The 19,898-nt window shown below is 69.1% G+C and carries 17 protein-coding genes, 1 pseudogene and 1 riboswitch; of the genes and pseudogenes, 13 read left to right on the top strand and 5 right to left on the bottom strand.

The window, feature by feature from the left end:
• The first annotated feature begins 41 nt into the window (after positions 1 to 41).
• The 8 genes and pseudogenes from ACK3BB_RS11725 to ACK3BB_RS11690 all read left to right on the top strand — a co-directional run bounded on the left by ACK3BB_RS11725 (position 42) and on the right by ACK3BB_RS11690 (position 7,249).
• Positions 42 to 461 (top strand): TIGR04076 family protein, encoded by a 420-nt coding sequence (locus ACK3BB_RS11725; protein WP_428924822.1) that lies wholly within the window; start codon positions 42 to 44, stop codon positions 459 to 461.
• Entirely contained in the window at positions 458 to 1,543 is a 1,086-nt protein-coding gene (locus tag ACK3BB_RS11720; protein ID WP_428924821.1) for an aldo/keto reductase, read from the top strand. The genes ACK3BB_RS11725 and ACK3BB_RS11720 overlap by 4 nt, the downstream gene beginning before the upstream one ends.
• A 49-nt stretch (positions 1,544 to 1,592) precedes the next feature.
• Positions 1,593 to 2,309: pseudogene (locus ACK3BB_RS11715) on the top strand (ABC transporter ATP-binding protein); the annotation flags it as partial.
• Positions 2,302 to 3,186, top strand: a complete 885-nt coding sequence (locus ACK3BB_RS11710; protein WP_428924820.1) for an ABC transporter ATP-binding protein — start codon at positions 2,302 to 2,304, stop codon at positions 3,184 to 3,186. The pseudogene ACK3BB_RS11715 and the gene ACK3BB_RS11710, both read left to right, overlap by 8 nt.
• Complete coding sequence (locus ACK3BB_RS11705) at positions 3,183 to 4,097, top strand: branched-chain amino acid ABC transporter permease (protein ID WP_428924819.1); 915 nt, start codon at positions 3,183 to 3,185, stop codon at positions 4,095 to 4,097. The genes ACK3BB_RS11710 and ACK3BB_RS11705 overlap by 4 nt, the downstream gene beginning before the upstream one ends.
• Entirely contained in the window at positions 4,094 to 5,053 is a 960-nt protein-coding gene (locus ACK3BB_RS11700; RefSeq protein ID WP_428924818.1) for a branched-chain amino acid ABC transporter permease, read from the top strand. Before ACK3BB_RS11705 ends, ACK3BB_RS11700 begins: the two co-directional genes overlap by 4 nt.
• 205 nt (positions 5,054 to 5,258) lie before the next feature.
• Entirely contained in the window at positions 5,259 to 6,536 is a 1,278-nt protein-coding gene (locus ACK3BB_RS11695; RefSeq protein ID WP_428924817.1) for an ABC transporter substrate-binding protein, read from the top strand.
• 11 nt (positions 6,537 to 6,547) lie between these two features.
• Complete coding sequence (locus ACK3BB_RS11690) at positions 6,548 to 7,249, top strand: aspartate dehydrogenase domain-containing protein (RefSeq protein ID WP_428928728.1); 702 nt, start codon at positions 6,548 to 6,550, stop codon at positions 7,247 to 7,249.
• Between the two features lie 92 nt (positions 7,250 to 7,341).
• Here the strand turns inward: ACK3BB_RS11690 and metH are convergent, their stop codons facing one another.
• Positions 7,342 to 10,062 carry a methionine synthase gene (metH, locus tag ACK3BB_RS11685; protein WP_428924816.1) on the bottom strand — a complete coding sequence of 907 codons (2,721 nt, stop codon included), beginning with the start codon at positions 10,060 to 10,062 and terminating at the stop codon, positions 7,342 to 7,344.
• Positions 10,059 to 11,108, bottom strand: coding sequence for a homocysteine S-methyltransferase family protein (locus ACK3BB_RS11680; protein ID WP_428924815.1), 1,050 nt, complete (start codon positions 11,106 to 11,108; stop codon positions 10,059 to 10,061). The genes metH and ACK3BB_RS11680 overlap by 4 nt, the downstream gene beginning before the upstream one ends.
• A gap of 221 nt (positions 11,109 to 11,329) precedes the next feature.
• Positions 11,330 to 11,550: riboswitch (cobalamin riboswitch) on the top strand.
• A gap of 144 nt (positions 11,551 to 11,694) precedes the next feature.
• Here ACK3BB_RS11680 and ACK3BB_RS11675 point away from each other — a divergent pair.
• From ACK3BB_RS11675 to ACK3BB_RS11655, 5 genes are read left to right on the top strand one after another with little or no spacing between them, the layout of a single operon-like run.
• A complete protein-coding gene (locus ACK3BB_RS11675; protein ID WP_428924814.1) occupies positions 11,695 to 12,504 on the top strand; it encodes a DUF4198 domain-containing protein in 810 nt (269 codons plus the stop codon).
• Positions 12,505 to 12,510: 6 nt separating this feature from the next.
• Positions 12,511 to 13,131, top strand: coding sequence for a cobalt transporter CbiM (gene cbiM, locus ACK3BB_RS11670; protein WP_428924813.1), 621 nt, complete (start codon positions 12,511 to 12,513; stop codon positions 13,129 to 13,131).
• Complete coding sequence (locus ACK3BB_RS11665) at positions 13,128 to 13,751, top strand: cobalt ABC transporter permease (RefSeq protein ID WP_428924812.1); 624 nt, start codon at positions 13,128 to 13,130, stop codon at positions 13,749 to 13,751. Before cbiM ends, ACK3BB_RS11665 begins: the two co-directional genes overlap by 4 nt.
• Position 13,752: 1 nt before the next feature.
• Complete coding sequence (cbiQ, locus tag ACK3BB_RS11660; protein ID WP_428924811.1) at positions 13,753 to 14,571, top strand: cobalt ECF transporter T component CbiQ; 819 nt, start codon at positions 13,753 to 13,755, stop codon at positions 14,569 to 14,571.
• Positions 14,562 to 15,212 (top strand): energy-coupling factor ABC transporter ATP-binding protein, encoded by a 651-nt coding sequence (locus tag ACK3BB_RS11655; protein WP_428924810.1) that lies wholly within the window; start codon positions 14,562 to 14,564, stop codon positions 15,210 to 15,212. The genes cbiQ and ACK3BB_RS11655 overlap by 10 nt, the downstream gene beginning before the upstream one ends.
• Positions 15,213 to 15,639: 427 nt before the next feature.
• Here the strand turns inward: ACK3BB_RS11655 and ACK3BB_RS11650 are convergent, their stop codons facing one another.
• The 3 genes from ACK3BB_RS11650 to ACK3BB_RS11640 all read right to left on the bottom strand — a co-directional run bounded on the left by ACK3BB_RS11650 (position 15,640) and on the right by ACK3BB_RS11640 (position 19,890).
• Positions 15,640 to 17,262 (bottom strand): flavin-containing monooxygenase, encoded by a 1,623-nt coding sequence (locus ACK3BB_RS11650; RefSeq protein ID WP_428924809.1) that lies wholly within the window; start codon positions 17,260 to 17,262, stop codon positions 15,640 to 15,642.
• Positions 17,259 to 18,968: an SDR family oxidoreductase gene (locus ACK3BB_RS11645; protein WP_428924808.1), complete on the bottom strand. Its 1,710-nt coding sequence runs from the start codon at positions 18,966 to 18,968 to the stop codon at positions 17,259 to 17,261. Before ACK3BB_RS11645 ends, ACK3BB_RS11650 begins: the two co-directional genes overlap by 4 nt.
• Before the next feature lie 391 nt (positions 18,969 to 19,359).
• Complete coding sequence (locus ACK3BB_RS11640) at positions 19,360 to 19,890, bottom strand: flavin reductase family protein (protein ID WP_428924807.1); 531 nt, start codon at positions 19,888 to 19,890, stop codon at positions 19,360 to 19,362.
• Positions 19,891 to 19,898: the final 8 nt, after the last annotated feature.

The following is a 19,898-nucleotide window of genomic DNA, read 5'->3' as shown; positions in this document are numbered from 1 at the left end:
CGCGCAGGAGCGCCGGGCGAGAGACCGGACAGGACCAACGGATGGGACGGCGGATGGATGAAAAGGGCTTCTGGCTGCATGACCTGCGGGTCACGGTCGTGCTGGACGGCCGGGTGCCGGTCTGTCGCCATGTCGAAGGCGAAAGCTTTGCCGTGATCGGCGAAACCCTGGTGTTCGACCGGATGGACCGGGTGTCGATGTATGCCCTGGCCGCCATCCTGCCGCTGCTGCCGGCCAAGCAGCGCGACACCGATGCCCATGACTGGATGACCACTGACGCCGAGATCGCCTGCCCCGACCCCCATTGCGGGGGCCGGTTCCGCATCACCCGCGAGGGCCGGCGCTGGTTCAGTCATGCCGCCACGACCGGCCTGCCCGACCAGCGCGGCACGCCCTACTGGGAGGCCGGCGACACGCCCGCCCCCGCACAAGACCCCGACAAGAAGGACCCCGACGCATGAGCACGACAGAAACCGCCCTGCTCCGCCCCGGCCACGAAATCTCGCGCGTGATCAAGGGCGGCTGGCAGCTGGCCGGCGATCATGGCGCGGTCGATCGCAGCGCGGCCATCGCCGACATGGAGGCCTTTCTCGACGCGGGCATCACGACCTTCGACTGCGCCGACATCTATACCGGCGTCGAGGAGATGATCGGCGAGTTCATCGCCGATGTCCGCCGGCGCCGGGGCGCGGCGATTGCCGACCGGGCGATCGTGCATACCAAGCTGGTGCCCGACCTGGGCCTGTTGCCGACCATCGGCGCCGAGGGCGTCGAGGCGATCATCGACCGCTCGCTCAAGCGCCTGCAGATTGACCGGCTGCACCTGGTGCAGTTCTTCTGGTGGGACCTGGCCCAGGGCGATGCCGTCGAGGCGCTGCAGGTGCTGCGGCGCTGCCAGGAAAAGGGCAAGATCGCCAACCTGGGCGTGACCAACTGGGAATACGACAATATCGCCCGGTTCACCGATGCGGGCTATGACGTGGCCTCGGCCCAAGTGCAGTATTCGGTGCTGGACCGCCGGCCCGAGAACGGGCTGACCGACTGGGCCGCGGCCCATGACATGCAGCTGCTGTGTTACGGCACGCTGGCCGGAGGTTTCCTGACCGAGAAATGGCTGGGCGCCGAGGATCCGGGCTTTGCCTTCGAGAACCGCTCGCTGATCAAGTACCGGCTGATCATCGACGAATTCGGGCCCTGGCCGCTGTTCCAGGAGTTGCTGGCCGCGCTGAAGGCCGTGGGCGACCGCCATGGCGTGTCGCTGTCGTCGGTGGCCACGCGCTGGGTGCTGGACCGGCCGCAGGTCGCCGCGGCCATCGTCGGCGCGCGCTATGCCCGCCACCTGCCCAAGACGCTGGAGGTCTTTGGTTTTGCCATGGATGCGGCGGACCGGGCGATGATCCAGGCCGTGCTGGACCGGGCCGGCGGGCCGGACGGGCCGGTCTATGGGCTGGAAGGCGAACGGGCCGGCCGCCACGGGCGGATCATGAAATACAATCTCAACACGCGGCCCGACGACAGCACCCTCGGGACGGTCGATGGCTGACGGCCTGCTGACGACGCGCGGGCTGACCCGCGATTTCGGCCCGTTCCGGGCGGTGGACGACGTATCGCTGACGGTGCGCCGGGGCTCGATCACCGGGCTGATCGGACCCAATGGCGCGGGCAAGTCGACGCTGTTCAACCTGCTGACCGGCGAGCTGCGCCCCAGCGCCGGCGAGGTGCGGCTGGACGGGCAAGAGGTCACCGGGCTGGCCCCGGATGCGCGCTATGCCGCCGGGCTGGGCCGGACCTTTCAGATCCCCCGGCCCTTTGCCCGGATGTCGGTGCTGGAAAACCTGATGCTGGCGCCCCAGGACCAGGCCGGCGAACGGCTGGGCGGGCTGTTCCTGCGGCCTGGCAAGGTGCGGGCGCAGGAAGCGGCCTTTCGGCGCAAGGCGCTTGAGGTGTTGGATTTCGTGACGCTGGCACCGCTGGCCGATCACCCGGCGGGCAAGATCTCGGGCGGGCAGATGAAGCTGCTGGAACTGGCCCGCGTGCTGATGGGCGATCCGCGGCTGATCCTGCTGGACGAGCCGGCGGCGGGGGTGAACCCGACGCTGACCGGCGTACTGATCGAGAAGATCGAAGAGCTCAACCGCCAGGGCACGACCTTTCTGATCATCGAACACGACATGGATTTCATCATGCGCCATTGCGACCCGGTGATCGCCCTGGCCGAAGGCCGGGTGATCTTTGAGGGCACGGCGGACGAGGCCCGGGCCAACCCGGTGCTGCTGGATGCCTACCTGGGAGCGCCGGCCGATGCCTGACATGCGCCCGCCCCGGCCCGATGCGGCCCCGACCGATGCAAGACCGGCTGATCCGAGTTCCTCCGCCGCGTCCCCGACAGATGCGCGCCCCTCGAACGTGGCCCGCCAGGGCACGACACCGGCAGACACGCCCTCCTCTGACACGCCCCAGCCGATCCTGACGGCCAGCGGCGTGACCGCGGGCTATGTGCCCGACCTGCCGATCCTGCGCGACGTGTCGATCGCCGTGGCCCCGGCCAGCGTGACCGTGATCATCGGGCCCAACGGCGCGGGCAAGTCGACGCTGATCAAGGCGATTGCCGGGCTGGTGCCCGTCAGCGCCGGCCAGGTGCGCCACGACGGCCGCGACATCACCAATATCGCGCCCCATGCCCTGGCCGACGAGGCCATGGCCTATGTGCCCCAGACCGACAACATCTTCCGCTCGCTGACCATCGAGGAAAACCTCGCCCTGGCGCTGCGCCGGGCGGGCAAGGCGCGCAAGGCCCGGCTGGAACGGCTCTACGAGACCTTTCCGCCCCTGGCGGCCAAGCGCGGCGAAAAGGCCGGGGCGCTGTCGGGCGGGCAGCGCCAGTTCCTGGCCGTGGCCAATGCCCTGGCCGTCGAGCCGCGGCTGATCCTGATGGACGAGCCCTCGGCCGGGCTGTCGCCGATGGCCGCGCAGGAGGTGCTGGGCATGGCCCGCGACCTGACGCGCCAGGGCGTGACGATCCTGCTGGTCGAACAGAACGTGACCCAGGCGCTGAAACTGGCCGATCACTGCTACATCCTGGCCGAGGGCCGCAACCAGGTCGACGGCAAGGCGGCCGAGCTGCTGGGCGACCGGGTGGTGGCCGACATCTACCTGGGCGGCAAGCGCGCAAGGGTGACATCATGATCCAGTCGCTGATCGACGGGGTGCTGGTGGGCGCCATCTATTCGCTGGGCGCGATCGGGCTGACCATGGTCATGCACATGCTGCGCTTTGCCAATTTCTCCCATGCCGAGCTGTTGTCGGTGGGGGCCTATTGCGCGCTGGTCTTCGAACGGGTGCTGGCCGTGGTGCTGCCCCCGCTGGGCGCGGCCATCGGCCCGCTGTCGATGAGCCTGGCCCTGCTGCTGGCCATGGTGCTGTCGATGGGCCTGACCGGGCTCAGCGCGGTGCTGATCGACCGGCTGGTCTTTCGCCGGGTGCGCGCGCGGGGCGTGCCGCAATCCATGGTCTTCGCCTCGTTCGGCGTGGCGCTGATCCTGCGCAACCTGATCGGCCTGGCCTTCGGCCTGTCGCCGGTGTTCTACAGCGACGACATCGCCTTTGCCATGGTGCTCAGCCGTGACCCGCTGATCCTGGTCAAGCCCGACCAGATCTTCGTGCTGGTCGCCGCACTGGTCTGCATGGGCCTTCTGCACCTGGTGCTGTCGCGCACGACCTTCGGCTTTGCCCTGCGCGCGGTGGCCGAGAACCCGGCCCTGGCCCAGGTCAACGGCATCCGCCTGTCGCGGATCATTGCCGCGGTCTGGCTGATCGGCGGCGGGCTGGCCGCGGCGGCCGGGGTGTTCTACGGGCTGACCAACCAGATCACGCCGATGATGGGCTCGGACCTGTTGCTGCCGGTCTTCGCCGCCACGATCGTCGGCGGCATCGGCTCGGTCTATGGCGCCGTGGCCGGCGGCTTTGTCATCGGCATCGCGGCCAACCTGGCGCTGCTGGTCGTGCCCTCGGGCTATGCCCCGTCATTTCCGTTCCTGATCATCCTCGTCGTGCTGATGATCCGGCCCAACGGCCTTTTCGGAGAGGAACGGGCATGATCGGCGTGGTTTCCTACCTGGTGTTCTTCTCGACCATGGCGGCCATCCTGGCCATCGCCGTGCTGGGGCTGAACCTGCAATGGGGCAATACCGGCCTCTTCAACGGCGGCGTGGCGGCGTTCTTCGGCATGGGCGCCTATGTCACGCTGATCCTGGGCGGCATGGACCAGCCCGACCGGCTGGGCGGGCTGGCCCTGCCCTACCTGCTGGCCCTGGCCGGCGGCGGGCTGGGCGCCGGGCTGCTGGCGTTGGTCGTCGGGCGGTTCACCCTGCACCTGCGCCACGATTACCTGGCCATCGCGACCTTTGGCGTGGCCATCACCTTTGAAAGCGTGGCGCGCAATGCCAGCTGGCTGAGCGGCGGAGCCCAGGGCCTGCGCGGGTTCGAACGGCCGCTGCAAGACGTTCTTGGCGCCGGGCTGGCCTATAATGCCGGGTTCCTGGCCTTTGTCCTGCTGGTGCTGGGCGCGGTCTATCTCTTTCTCGAACGGCTGGTGGCCTCGCCCTTCGGCCGGCTGCTGCGCGGCATCCGCGAAGACGAGACCGCCGCGCGGTCGCTGGGCAAGGCCCCGGCCCGGGTGCGCCTGACGGCCTTTGTCACCGGGTCGGTCATCATGGGCTTGTCGGGCGGGCTTTTTGCCACGTTCTACGGCTTTGTCAGCCCGCAGGACGTGCTGCCCATCCTGACCTTCCAGATCTGGGCCATGCTGATCGTCGGCGGGGCGGGCAACAATGCCGGGGCGATCCTGGGCACGGTGCTGGTCTGGGCGGCCTGGACCCTGAGCGGCTGGGCCCTGGCGCGTTTCGCCCCGCTTGAGATGCAGCTTTACACCGGGTCGATCCAATACGTGCTGATCGGCACGGTCATCGTGGCCATGCTGTTCTGGCGGCCGCAGGGGCTGTTTCCCGAGCGGCTGCTGATTGCCCGGCCCGGGCGCCGCGAGGCGCGGCGATGACCGGCCGGACCCCAGCACGCCCCCCGGCAACGGCCGGGCCGGTGGCACGGGGATCCGCACCGGGATTGGCACCGGGATTGGCACGGGCAAGGACAGCGGAACCGGGCCTGACACCGGCCGGGACCAACAGGACCAACCGGACCAACAAGATCAACAGGAACCAATCCGGGGCAAGTTCCCCGGCCAACAGGGAGCCAAGAAGACCATGACATCCAAGACCAAAACCACCCGGCCGGCCGGCCTGGCCCTGGCGCTGACCATGGGCGCGGGCCTTGCGGCCCTGGCCAGCGGCGCGGCGGCGCAATCCTGCACGGTCAAGATCGGCGGGATCTTTCCGACCTCGCTCGACTGGGGCCGGCCGATCGCCGAGACGGCGCAATTTGCCGTCGACCAGGCCAATGCCGGCGGCGGGGTCAACGGCTGCACCGTCGACCTGATGCTGCGCGATTCCCAGAACGACCCCAAGGTCGGCGTCGATGCGGCCAAGGCCCTGGTCGACCTCGACGGTGCCAAGCTGCTGCTGGGCGCCGTGGGTTCGGGCGTGTCGATGCCCATCCTGACCACCGTGGCCGTGCCGGCGGGCATCCCCGAATTCTCCTGCTGCTCGGCGGCCACGGCCTTTACCGAGCTGGCCCAGGAGGGCAAGACCGAGGGCCTGTGGTTCCGCACCTATCCCACGACCGAGATCCAGGCCGCGGTGACGGCCAGGATCGTGCAGGACCAGGGCCTGGGCAAGGTGGCGCTGTTCTACAAGAACGACGACTGGGGCCAGGATTACGCAAAGCGGCTGGCCGGCTACCTCGAAGGCCTGGGCATCGAGGTGATCGAAAGCGTGGCCGTCAATGCCAACCAGCCGTCCTACCGGGCCGAGGTGACCAGCGCCCTGGCCGGGGCGCCCGAGGGCATCGTGGGCCTGCTCTATCCGACCGAGGGCGGCGTGCTGATCCGCGAATGGCTGTCACTGGGCGGCGGCCAGAAGATGGTCTTTTCCAATTCGCTGCGTTCGGATGAATTCCGCGAGGCCGTGGGCGCGAAATACCTGACCCAGGCCGTGGGCATGGACAATGCCGCGCCGCGCGTGGCCAGCGCCGATGCCTTCGTCGCCAGCTATACCGAGCGTTTCGGCGGCGCGCCCAACGGCCCGGGCCTGCCCAACAGCTATGACGCGGCGATGATCGCCCTGCTGGCCATGCAGGCCGCCGGCCCCGATGCGACGGGCAAGGACATCGCCGCCGCCGTGGCCCGGGTGACCGATCCGGCCGGCACGCCGGTGACCGCCGATGCCGACGGCTTTGCCCAGGCCATCGAGGTGCTCGGCGCGGGCGGCACGGTGATGTACCAGGGGGCCACGGGCAACGTGGTCTTTGACGCCAATGGCGACGTGGCCGCCCCGGCGGTGACCTGGAAATTCACCGAAACCGGCACCGAAGAGGTCAGCTACATCACCCAGGAAGAGGTCCGCAGCCTGCTGACGGGCAACTGAGCGGCAAGGTGATGAAGGCACCGGCCGGCCCCCGCGACCTGGTCGTGGCCGTCATCGGCCATGGCCGGATCGGCCGGCAGGTGCTGGCCCATCTCGATGCCGCGCCCGGGCTGATCCCCGGGCGCGTGCTGACCCGCAGCGGCCGGCCCGACACCGGAGATGCGGATGACTTCCTGTCGACCCCCTGCGACCTGATCCTCGACACCGCCGGCCCCGGCGCGCTGCGCGCCCATGGCGCGGCCTGCCTGGCCCATGCGCCGGTCTGGTCGGTGGGCGCCGCCGCGCTGGTCGATGACAGCCTGCGCGACCGGCTCGCGGGCGTGGCCCGGACCCATGGCCACGGGCTGCGGCTGTTCGGTCCCTGGGTGGCCGGCGTGGCCCAGGTGCCGCCCGGGCTGGCCACCGGGCTGGTGCTGCGGATCTCGCGGCCCGGATCGGGAGCCGAATTTGCCGGCCCGCTGCGCGCGGCGGCGGCGGCCTTTCCCGACGAGCTGAACTTTGCCGTGGCCGCCGCGCTCTGCGGCCCCGGGCTGGAGGCCACGCGGGTCGAGATGACCGACGGCCCCGAACACAGGATCGAGGCCCGGCTGGACACGCGCATCGGCTGTTTCACCTCGACGATGGCCTTTGCGCCCGGCGGGCTGCATCCCACCGCCCAGGCGCTGATCGCCGGGCTTGAGGCGCTGCACCCGGGGATCGGCTATGGCGCCTGACTGCCTGGCTGCGCCACGGGTCACGCCCGACATGAAAACACCGCCCGGCAATGCCGGACGGTGCATGCGTTCTCGCCAACAGGGTCCCTGCCCTATTCCGCCGCGATAGAGGCCGCGCCGCCGGGGCGATAATTGAGGATCGGCGCCAGCCAGCGCTCGGCCTCGGCCAGCGACATGCCCTTGCGCGCGGCATAATCGGCCACCTGGTCGCGCTCGATCTTGGCCACGCCGAAATAATAGCTGTCGGGATGGCCGATATAGAGCCCCGAAACCGACGAGCCGGGCCACATGGCCATGCTGTCGGTCAGCTCGACCCCGGTATGGGCCGTGGCATCAAGCAGGCGGAACAGCGTGTCCTTCTCGGTGTGGTCGGGCTGGGCCGGATAGCCCGGCGCCGGACGGATGCCGCGATAGGGCTCACCGATCAGCTCCTGCGGCGAGAAGACCTCGTCGCCGGCATAGCCCCAATGGCTGCGCCGCACCCGTTCATGCAGCATCTCGGCCATAGCCTCGGCAAAACGGTCGGCCAGCGCCTTGACCAGGATCGACGAATAATCGTCGGCCTCGGCCTCGAACCGTTCGGCAATGGCGATTTCCTCGGGCCCGGCGGTGACGACAAAGCCACCGACATAATCGGCGACGGTGCCTTCGGGCGCCACGAAATCGGCCAGAGCCAGGTTCGGCCGGCCGTTGCGCTTGCGGGTCTGCTGGCGCAGCGTGTGCAGCATGGCCAGCGTTTCGGTCCGGTCCTCGCCGGTATAAAGGCGGATGTCGTCACCCACCGCATTGGCCGGCCAAAAGCCCAGCACGGCCCGCGGGCCGAACCATTTCTCGCCGATGATCCTTTGCAGCATGGCCTGGGCATCGGCAAAGAGCGACCGGGCGGCCTCGCCCTGTTCGGGGTGGTCGAGGATTTTGGGATAGACGCCTTTCAACTCCCAGGTCTGGAAGAACGGGGTCCAGTCGATATAGCTGGCGATCTCGGCCAGGTCCCAGCCCTCGATGACCTGCGCCCCGGTAAAGCCCGGCGCGGGCACGGAATAGTCCGACCAGTCGATCTGCATGGCATTGGCCCGGGCCTCGGCCAGCGGCAGGCGGGTCTTGGCGGCCTCGGCGCGTTCGTGGCGTTCGGCCACCTCGTTGTACTCGGCGCGGATGCCTTCGATATAGGCGGGCTTCTGCGTCGGGCTGAGCAGCGAGGACACGACCCCCACCGCCCGGCTGGCATCGGTGACATAGATCGCCTGGCCGCGCGCATATTGCGGCGCGATCTTGACGGCCGTGTGCACCTTGGACGTGGTCGCGCCGCCGATCAGCAGGGGGATGTCAAAGCCGCCCTTTTCCATCTCGTCGGCCAAATGAACCATCTCGTCGAGCGAGGGCGTGATCAGACCCGAGAGCCCGATGACATCGGCATTTTCGGCCCGCGCCACGTCGAGGATCTTTTGCGGGGGCACCATGACGCCCAGGTCGACGATTTCGTAATTGTTGCAGGCCAGCACGACGCCGACGATGTTCTTGCCGATGTCGTGCACGTCGCCCTTCACGGTGGCCATGATGACCTTGCCGGCGGACTGGCGCTGGCCTTCCTTCTCGGCTTCCATGTAGGGCAGCAGCACGGCCACGGCCTGTTTCATCACGCGGGCCGACTTGACCACCTGGGGCAGGAACATCTTGCCTGCGCCAAAGAGGTCTCCGACCACGTTCATGCCGGCCATCAGCGGGCCTTCGATCACGTCGAGCGGCTTTTCGGCGGCGACGCGGGCGGCCTCGGTGTCTTCCTCGACGAATTCGGTGATGCCGTTGACCAGCGCATGCTCCAGCCGCTTTTCGACCGGCCAGTCGCGCCAGGCCAGGTCGCGGACCTTTTCCTTGCGGCCCTCGCCCCGGAAGCGTTCGGCAATGTCCAGCAGCCGTTCGGTGGCCGTGCCGCCCGCCTTGGGCTGGCGGTTCAGGACGACGTCTTCGCAGGCCTCGCGCAGGTCGGCATCGATCTGGTCATAGACGGCCAGTTGCCCGGCGTTGACGATGCCCATGTCCATGCCCGCCGAAATGGCGTGATACAGGAACACCGCGTGCATCGCCTCGCGCACCGGTTCGTTGCCCCGGAACGAGAACGACAGGTTCGAAACCCCGCCCGAGATGTGGCAATGCGGCAGGTTCGCCCGGATCCAGCGGGTGGCCTCGATGAAATCGACGCCGTAATTGTCGTGTTCCTCGATCCCCGTGGCCACGGCAAAGATGTTGGGGTCAAAGATGATGTCCTCGGGCGGAAAGCCCACCTCTTCGGTGAGGATCCTGTAGGCCCGGGCACAGATTTCCGTCTTGCGGGCAAAGGTGTCGGCCTGGCCGTCCTCGTCGAAGGCCATGACCACAACCGCCGCGCCATAGGCCAGGCAGAGGCCGGCGTGATGGCGAAACGCCTCTTCGCCTTCCTTCAGCGAGATCGAGTTGACCACCGGCTTGCCCTGCACGCATTGCAGCCCGGCCTCGATGACCTCCCACTTGGAACTGTCGATCATGATCGGCACGCGGGCGATGTCGGGCTCGGCGGCGACGAGGTTGAGGAAATCGATCATCGCCTGTTTGGAATCGATCAGGCCCTCATCCATGTTGATGTCGATGATCTGGGCGCCGTTGGCCACCTGGTCGCGGGCCACGTCCAGGGCGGTGGCATAGTCGCGGTTGGTGATCAGCTTGCGGAACTTGGCGGATCCGGTGACGTTCGTGCGCTCGCCGACGTTGACGAAGGGAATGTCGCTGGTCAGGACAAAGGGTTCCAGGCCGGACAGGCGGAGCAGATGATCGCTCATGCGAGGGTCTCCCGTTTGATCTGGCGCGGGGCGTGCGGGGCAACGGCCTCGGCAATGGCGCGGATATGGTCGGGCGTGGTGCCGCAGCAGCCGCCGACCACGTTGACCAGCTTTTCCCGGGCGAAGATTTCCACCTGCTTGGCAGTGTCCTCGGGGCCTTCGTCATAGGCGCCGAAGGCATTGGGCAGGCCGGCATTGGGATAGGCGCAGATCAGGCTGTCGGCGACCCCGGCGAGTTCGGACAGGTGCGGGCGCATGGCCGAGGCGCCCAGCGCGCAGTTCAACCCGACGGTCAGCGGCCGGGCATGGCGCACCGAGTGCCAGAAGGCGGTCGGCGTCTGGCCCGACAGCGTGCGGCCCGACGCATCGGTGATCGTGCCGGAAATCATCACCGGCAGGCGCGTGCCATGTTCGGCAAAGGCCTCGAAACAGGCAAAGACGGCGGCCTTGGCGTTGAGCGTGTCAAAGATCGTTTCGATCAGGATCAGGTCGGCCCCGCCTTCGATCAGCCCGCGGATCTGCTGGCCATAGGCCAGGCGCAGGTCGTCGAAGGTCACGGCGCGATAGCCCGGGTCGTTCACGTCGGGGCTGATCGAGGCCGTCCGGTTGGTCGGCCCCACGGCTCCGGCCACCCAGCGGGGCTTGCCGTCTTCGGCCGTGGCCCGGTCCAGCGCCTTGCGGGCGATGCGGGCGCCGGCGACGTTCAGGTCATGCACCGCGTCTTCCATGCCGTAATCGGCCTGGGCGATGGTGGTCGAGGAAAAGGTGTTGGTTTCGACGATGTCCGCCCCGGCCATGACGAAATCATAGTGGATCTGTTCGATCACCTCGGGCTGGGTCAGCGACAGCAGGTCGTTGTTGCCTTTCTGGGGATGGTCGGAATGGTGCGGACAGGGCTTGTTGCCATGGCCGTGGAAATCGTCTTCGCCCAGGCCCAGCGTCTGGATCTGCGTGCCCATGGCGCCGTCGAGGATCAGGATGCGATCCTGGGCCGCGCGGGTGAGATCGGCAAAAGCCGGTGAGGCGGGAAGCGTGAAGGCATGCATGGATGGGGCTCGCGAGTTTGATCGCGCCCTCTTTACCGCGCGTGGGGAACTGAGGGCAAATTCATAATGGGAAAGAAGAATATGAGCCTCAGTCATGAAGATGCCCCGCATTTCGATGGATCGCCCAATGCGCTTGCAGGGCATGGCCGGGCGGCGCGGGACAGGGGCCGGACCGCGCCACACGGCCGGATTTGCCGATTGACAGCTGCGCGGGTTTCCTGCCAAGCGTGACGGCGACCGGTTCCGGGGCCTTTCGGGGGCCCGGAGGAAAGAGGGAATGCAGTGCGGCGCCAGGGGCCTTTGCCCGGACGCGCCAAGTCTGCAACTGCCCCCGCAACTGTAAGCGGCGAGCGCGGCTGACATGCCACTGGAGCAATCCGGGAAGGCCAGACCGGCGCCACGACCCGCAAGTCAGGAGACCTGCCGGACAAGCGCCTTTGGGAAAAGGCGTTCCCACCGGACGCCGGGGTGCGCGTCTGGCCTGTGGCGGCGCATGGCTTGCGCGCCGCTCAACGGGTCTGCCGCCCTTGTCGTCCTGACAGCAATTGCGCCGGGTGTGGCGCAAGTCGACAAGGATGAAGACCACATGAGACAGACCCTGCTGACCGCGGTGGCCGCCTCTGCCCTGGCCGCGATGGTGCCGTTTCTGGCCCCCGGCGCCGCCCGGGCCCATTTCCTGCTGGAATACACGACCGACACGATGATCGACCGGCCCGGCGATGTGCCGGTCAAGCTGATCTTCTGGCATCCGATGACCGTCGGCCATGTCATGGACCTGGCGATGCCCGAAGAATTCTACATGATCCACAACGGCGAAAAGACCGACCTCAAGGGCTCGCTGGAGCCGGTCGACTTCACGGGCGGCGAGAACACCGGGGCGGCCTTCAGGGGCGTGGTGCCGGTCAAACGCTCGGGCGATTACGTCCTGGTGACGGTGCCGGTGCCCTATTACGAGGAATCCGAGGATATCTATATCCAGCAGCTGACCAAGGCCTTCCTCAACCGCAACGAGCTGCCGACCGACTGGATGGAGCCCGTGGGCCTGCCGACCGAGATCGTGCCGCTGAACAAGCCCTACAACGTGCTGGCCGGGTCGACCTTCACGGGCCGGGTCCTGGCCGATGGCGCGCCGGTCGCCGGCGCCGAGATCGAGATCGAATACATGGCCGCCGAACCCGACATGGAGAGCGCCTCCGCCTCCGCGCCCGTCGTTGCCCCGCCGCCGGGTGGCGCGGTGGTCGCGGTGTCGGATGCCAACGGCTATTTCACCTTCGGCATCCCGAAAGCCGGATACTGGGGCTTTGCCGCCCTGGGCACGGGCCCCGCGACCGAGCACGACGGCAAGGAGCTGAGCCAGGACGCGGTGATCTGGATCCGCGCCTGGGACCTGGAGTAACCGGCCATGCACATCGTCGATGGCGCCCTGTCCAACCCCGTTGTCATCGGTGGCGCGATTGCCGCCGTGGGCGGGGTGGCCATGGGCCTGCGGTCGCTGACACTCGAACGCATCCCGGCCACGGGCATGCTGTCGGCCAGTTTCTTCGTGGCCTCGCTGATCCACGTGCCGATCGGGCCATCGTCGGTGCACCTGATCCTCAACGGCCTGGCCGGGCTGGTGCTGGGCTGGGCGGCCTTTCCCGCCCTCTTTGTCGGCCTGTTGCTGCAGACCGTGTTCTTCGGCTTTGGCGGGCTGACCGTGCTGGGCGTCAACACCGTCAACATCGCCCTGCCCGCGGTGCTGGTCGGGCTGGTGCTGGGCCGGCTGGTCGCCCGGGGCAGCCCGCTGTCCGGAGCGATCTGGGGCGGCATCGGCGGGGCGCTGGCCATTGCCGGCACCACGGCCATGGTCGCCCTGTCGCTGGCCCTGTCGGGCGATGAATTCCTGCCCGCCGCCCGGCTGGTCTTTTTGGCCCACCTGCCCGTCATGGTCATCGAAGGCCTGCTGACCGGCTGCGCCGTGCTGCTGGCGCGCAAGGTCAAGCCCGAGCTGTTCACCACGTTCAACGGAGCCGCCGCCCGATGACCCGCCTGCCCCGCCTGCTGATCCCCATGACCCTCGTGGCGCTCTGTGCCGTGCCGCTGCCGGCGCTGGCGCACAAGGTCATTGCCGCGGTCTTTCCCTCGGGCACGGCTATCGAAGGCGAGATCGGCTTCTCCAACGGCGTGATGGCCGCCGGCGAAGAGGTCGTGGTGACCGGGCCGGACGGGGCCGAGCTGGGCCGGGTGATCACCGATGACGACGGGTTCTTCCTGTTCGAACCGGCCCTGCCCGTGGCCCATACCTTTCGGGCCGACCTGGGCGCGGGCCACGTGGCCGACGTGACCATGCCCGCCGACGAGGTCGCGGCGATCCTGGGCAAGGCCCCGGCCGCTGCCGCATCGACCCCGGCGGCCTCCGCCGACACCCCCGCCACAGGCGCACCCGTCGCTCCGGCCGGCACCCCCGCCGTGGTCACGCTGAGCGATGCGGACCGGGCGGCCATCGCCGCCGCCGTGCGCGACGAGATCCGCCCCCTGCGCCGCGAGATCGCGGCCTATCGCGAACACAACGACCTGCAATCCATCCTGGGCGGCATCGGCTATATCCTGGGCATCTTCGGCCTGGGCTTCTATGTCGCCGCGCGGCGCCGGCTGGGGGGCTGAGATGGCCCATGTGCTGACCCGGCCCGAAACCACCCTGCGGGCGGGCACCACCGGGCCGGACCGCGGCCCGCTCGACCGGATCGACCCGCGCCTGCGGATCTGCGCGGCCCTGGGCTTTGGCATCGTGACCGTCGGCCTGTCGACCCTGCCCGCCCTGGCCGCCGCCCTTGGCCTGGCCCTGGTGCTGCTGCGCCTGTCGCACCTGCCCCCGCGCCGCACGCTTCGGCGCATGGCGATGATGGACGGGTTCATCCTGTTCATGCTCGCGCTGCTGCCCTTCACCGTGCCGGGCGAGCCGATGTTCACGGTGTTCGGCCTGACCGCCTCGTGGCAGGGCCTGCTGCGCGCGGTCGAGATCGGGCTGACGGCCAATGCCGTGATCCTGGCGCTGATGTCGCTGGTCGGCGCGATGGAACCGGTCACGCTGGGCCATGCGCTGCACCGGCTGCGCTGCCCCGAAACGCTGGTGCACCTGCTGATGTTCACCATCCGCTACATCGAGGTCCTGCGCGAGGAATACCTGCGCCTGCGCGCGGCGATGAAGGTGCGCGGGTTCCGGCCCGGAACCAACTGGCATACCTACCGCAGCTTCGGCTACCTTGTGGGCATGATGCTGGTGCGCGCGATCGAACGGTCGGAACGGATATTGGACGCGATGAAATGCCGGGGCTTTGCCGGGCGCATCGTGCTGTTGCAGGACTTCTCGCTGTCGCGCCGCGACCATGTCTTTGCCGCGCTCTGCGCGGGGGCGGCGCTGGCGCTGGTCGGGCTGGATGCGGGTATCGGTTCGGGTGTTGGTTCGGGCGTCACATGGCGCTGATCGAGCTCGACGACCTGCATTTCGCCTATCCCGGCCAGGCGCCGGTGCTCAACGGCGCGTCGCTGCGGCTGGAGGCCGGGCAGCGGCTGTCGGTGCACGGGCCCAACGGGGCGGGCAAGTCGACCCTCTTCCGCATCATCCTGGGCCTGCAGAAACCCGATGCCGGCCGGGTGACAGTGATGGGCCGCGACCGGCGGGCCGAGGCCGATTTCCACGAGGTCCGCCGGCGGGTCGGGCTGGTGTTCCAGGATCCCGACGATCAGCTGTTCTGCCCGACGGTGGCCGAAGACGTGGCCTTCGGGCCGCTCAACCTGGGCCGCACGCGCGACGAGGCGCTGGCCATCGTCGACCGGACCCTGGCCGATCTGGGCCTGATGCACCTGCGCGACCGCATCACCCACAAGCTGTCGGGCGGGGAAAAGCGGCTGGTCACGCTGGCCACGGTTCTGGCGATGGACCCCGAGGTGCTGTTGCTGGACGAGCCGACCAACGCGCTGGACACGGCCAACGAGGCCCGCCTGCGCGAGATCCTGGCCGCGCTGCCCCAGGCCATCCTGCTGGTCAGCCACAACCCCGATTTCCGCGCCGCGATCGCGCCCGACACGCTGCACCTCGCCGAGGGCCGGCTGGTCCCGGGCTGAGCTGTTCCGCCGGCGCCAACCATCGGCGGAGCACCCATCACCCGCCCCGGTGCGCCCGGTGCCCATAACCGAAGAAACAAGTTGCCCCGCCCAGGGTGCCGGTTGGTCCCGATGCGACAGGGCCGGCATCCAGGGTCCACCAGGTGCGTGTCGCGCGCCTGTCGCCCGCCACGCGATTGCCCGGTCCCAGCCTCCCGGGCAGCAGGTGCCCACCACGCGCAACCTGCGGTCCATAGCCCATCGCGGGTTTCCGGTTGCCGACATCCGTTGCCAGCCAAGCCGTTGCCGTTGGAGGCTGCCCGACCGGTTCACGCAGTTGCCGTTCGCCGCAGACCGCAGCCCTCAACACGTTGCCTGAAGCCCGTAGCCCGTGGCTCGTAGCCCGCAGCCCGTAGCCCGTAGCCCGTAGCCCGTAGCCCGTAGCCCGTCAGGCGTGTTCCATCGCCGGTTCGAACACAAGATCGGCATAGCCATCACCGGCCGCGGCTTCGCAGGCCTCGCGGTACTTGTGGAACCCGCCGACATACATCGTCAGCCCCTCGGGTTTGCCCTTGACGTTGGACCCGACCCACCAGGTCTTGGCCTTGCGCACCAGCGAATGCTCGGCCAGCGCGCGCACCTCGTCCATCCAGCGCTCTTCGGCTGCCGGGGTGACCTCGGCCGTGGCCTGGCCGGTGGCCTGCATGTGGCCGATCAGCCCGGCGATCCAGTCGACATCGTTCTCGGCAATGGTGATCAGGTTGGCCAGCGCCGCCGGCCCGTTCGGCCCGCTGGTCGCGAACATGTTGGGAAAGCCCTCGACCATCATGCCCAGGTACGAACTGGGCCCGCCCTGCCACTTGTCGCGCAACCGGCGCCCGCCGCGCCCGCGCACGTCGAAGGCCAGCAGCGCACCGGTCAGCGCGTCATAGCCCGTGGCCAGGATCAGCATGTCGAGCTCGACCTCGCCGGCCTCGGTGCGCACGCCCTTTTCGGTGATCTCGACGATCGGATCGGCCAGGCAATCCTTCAGGTGCACGCCGGGCAGGTTGTAGGTTTCGTAATACTCGGTATCCAGGCAGACCCGCCGGGCAAAGATCGGATAGCCCCGGGGCTTGAGCGCCTCGGCGGTGGCCGGATCGTCGACCACGGCGGCAATCTTGTCGCGCACGAAATCGGCCACCTGGTCATTGGCCTCGGGGTTCGACAGCAGGTCCGAGAAACAGGCCAGGAAGGTATGGCCACCATCGGCCCAGGCATGTTCCATCACGTCGCGCCGCTGCGACGGTGGCAGCGAAAAGAACGGCCGGGTGGTCACCGGCCGGGTGCCCCCGGTCGGGTTCATGCGCATCGACCGGCGCATCGCCGGGTAATGGGCCTTCATCTCGGCGATGTAATCGGCCTCCAGGTCGTGGTTGCGCATCGGCAGGGTCCAGCTGGGCGTGCGCTGGAAGACAAAGAGCTCGCCCGCGACCCGGCCGACCTCCTGCACGATCTGGATGCCCGTCGAGCCGGTGCCGATGATGCCCACGCGCTTGCCGGCGTAATCAACAGGGTGATGCGGCCATTTCTGGGCGCGGTAGAGCTCGCCGGCAAAGCGGTCCAGCCCGGGGATGTCGGGGTCCTTGGGGATCGACAGCGGCCCGGTCGACATGATGCAGAACGGCGCTTCCAGCACCGCGCCCGCCTCGGTCGTGGCCCGCCACAGACGGGCGTCATCGTCCCAGATGGCGCTGGCCACGCGGGTGTCGAACCTGAAGCTGCGGCGCAGGTCCAGCCGGTCGGCCACGAAATTGGCATAGGCCAGGATCTCGGGCTGGGCGGCGAATTGTTCGGACCAGGTCCAGGCCTGCTGGATCTCGTCCGAGAAACCATAGGAATAATCGACCGACATCAGGTCGCAGCGCGCGCCGGGATAACGGTTCCAGTACCACACCCCGCCGACATCGCCGCCGGCTTCGATGCCGACCACGTCATGGCCCAGTTCGCGGAACTTGTGGACGGCATACATCCCGCCGAAACCGGCGCCGATCACGATGACGTCGTGGCGTGTTGCTTGGGGGGTGCTCATGTCAGAACCTCGTCGGTGGTCGTGGAAGAAGTCACGGGGGATGTGATGTGGGAAGACTTGGGCGAAGCATCCCCGCCGGGCCCGGCGGCCGCCGGGTCCGAGGCATCGCCGGCATTGCCGAAGGCGGTCCAGCCCCCGTCGACATAGAGGATCGCGCCGTTGACATAGCTGGCCCCGGGCGAGGCCAGGAAAACGGCAGCCTCGGCGATATCCTCGGGCCGGCCCAGCTCGCCCAGCGGGATGCGCCGGCGGATGCCGTCGATATCGATGCGCCCGGCCGCTTCCAGCGCGGCCACGCCCGGCGTGCGGATATAACCCGGCGCCAGGGTGGCCGTGCGGATGCCCCGGGGGCCGAGCTCGGCCGCCATGCAGCGGGTCAGCATGTCGATGGCGGCCTTCGACGCGCCATAGGCATGGCGCGGGGCAAAGGGCAGGAACGTGTTGATCGACCCGAGGTTGAGGATCACCCCGCGCCCCGGCGCAAAGGCGGCCAGGGCCTCGCGGGCACAGGCAAAGGCGCCGGCCAGGTTGACATCGAGCACGCGCATCAGGACATCGGGCCCCTGGTCCGTGGCCGGGGCGAACCCATCGGCGATGGCGGCATTGTTGACCAGCACATCCAGCGGGCCGAATTCCTGCGCCACATGGGCAAAGATGGCCGTCACGGCGGTCTCGTCGGTGACATCGAGGACAAAGCTGGGCGGCTCCTGCCCGGTCTCGGCCTCCAGGGCGCGGACCTCGGTGGCCAGCCCGGCGGCATCGCGATCGGTCAGGATGACCCGGTCGCCGGCCCGGGCAAAGCGCCGGGCGATGGCCGCGCCGATCCCCGTGGCCGCCCCGGTCACCAGCACGTTGCGCCCTCCGGCGGGCGCCACCGGCCGGGCGGTCTCGGCCAGGGGGACGCCGGATACCGGCGGATGGGCCTCGCCCGGCTGGTTGAAGGACATCCAGCCGCCATCGACGACCAGCACCGCCCCGGTGACATAACGCGCCCCGGGCGAGGCCAGGAAACCGATGGCCGAGGCGATCTCGTCGGCCCGGGCCAGCCGACCCATGGGAATGCGCCGGCGGACGGCGGCCAGGTCGGCCTTGCCCGCCTCTTCCAGCCCGGCGACCATCGGCGTGCGCACATAGCCCGGGGCTACGGCACAGACCCGGATGCCCTGCCCGGCCCATTCACAGGCCAGCGATTTCGTCAGCGAGATCAGCGCGGCCTTGGATGCCGCATAGGCATTGCGCGCAGGGTTCGAGATCATCCCGCCCAGCGAGGCGGTATTGACAATGGCCCCGCCGGGACGGTCACCCGGGCCATTGCCTGCGCCGGGCCGGGGCATGCGGGCGGCGGCCTCGCGGGCCAGCAGGAAGGGCGCGACCAGGTTGGTGCCCAGGGCGGCGCGCAGCTCGGCCGTGGGCGTGTCGATCGTCGGCCGCATGGTCGGGCCGATGGCCGCGTTGTTGACCAGCACGTCCAGCCCGAGGCCCAGGTCATCGATCCGGTCGAACAGCGCGGCAATCGCCGCCGGGTCCGACAGGTCGCAGGGCAAGGCCAGGTGATCGCCACCATGGGCCGCAACGACCGCGTCCAGCCCGGTGCCCGGCAGGTCCACGGCCAGTACCCGGTCGCCGCGCCCGGCGAATTCGGCCACCAGCGCCCGGCCGATGCCCCCGGCCGCGCCGGTGATCAGGGTGATACGTCTTGCCGTCATTGGGTGTCCTCCTTTCGTTGGGCCCGGCCCCCGGCCAGCCGCCCTTGTGCCGCCCCGCGCGGCCCCTGTCCGCCCGATGCACCGGGGCGATCCATGTCTCCCGATGACCCGCGCATTGCCGGCCCCTTGCCCCGGCCGAATGGCGGCCGACCGCCGGCCCGTGGCCAAGGCCGTATCGCCGTCACCCGCTGGCCCGGCGGTTCACGCGTCACCAGCGGGTCGCCCCGTTTGCCGGGCGAGCACCCGGCGATCCGCACCCAACAAGGCGTCGCCATGGCCCAGCGGCCGGCCGGCCCGCGCCTCACCGGTTTGTCGCCCCGGTCGCCCGGCAAACACCCGCCAACCCGTGGCCGATATCGTGGCGCCATCGCCCACCAACCCGCTGCGCCCGTCATTCCGGTGCCACCCGGCGAAAGAACCCGTCGCGGTAGAGCAAGGCGCTGTCCTCGCTGTCGGCCACGCCCACGACCCGGCCCAGCAGGATCAGGTGGGCGCCGCAGGGATAGGTGGCGGTCACCTCGCAATCGAAAGCCCCCACCGCCCCGTCCAGCACGGGCGCCCCGGTGACCAGCGTGGTCCAGCGGCCCAGCTTCAGCCGGGTCTCGCCGGCCAGGCCGCGGGTCGAAAAGGCCCGGGCGATGTCGGACTGCTCTTCGCTCAGGAAGCTCACGGCAAAGCGGCCGGTCTGCTCGATCAGGCGCAGGGCGCGGGCTTCGGTGTTGATGCAGGCCAGCAGCGTCGGCGGATCGGTGGTAGCCGAACAGATGGCCGTGGCCGTCATCCCGTTGCGGTCGGTCCCGGCGGCGGCGGTGATCACGGCCACCGGCGACACCACCCGGCGCATGGCCAGGGTATAGGCCTCGACCGTCACCGGGGCCGTGTCCTCCGGCCCCGGTGTGGCGTTGCGGTTGCCGTCGCTCATTGCCCGCC

This window comes from Marinibacterium sp. SX1, from assembly GCF_050389775.1.
GTDB lineage: Bacteria > Pseudomonadota > Alphaproteobacteria > Rhodobacterales > Rhodobacteraceae > Marinibacterium.
This window is presented reverse-complemented; position numbering and strand designations above follow the sequence as displayed.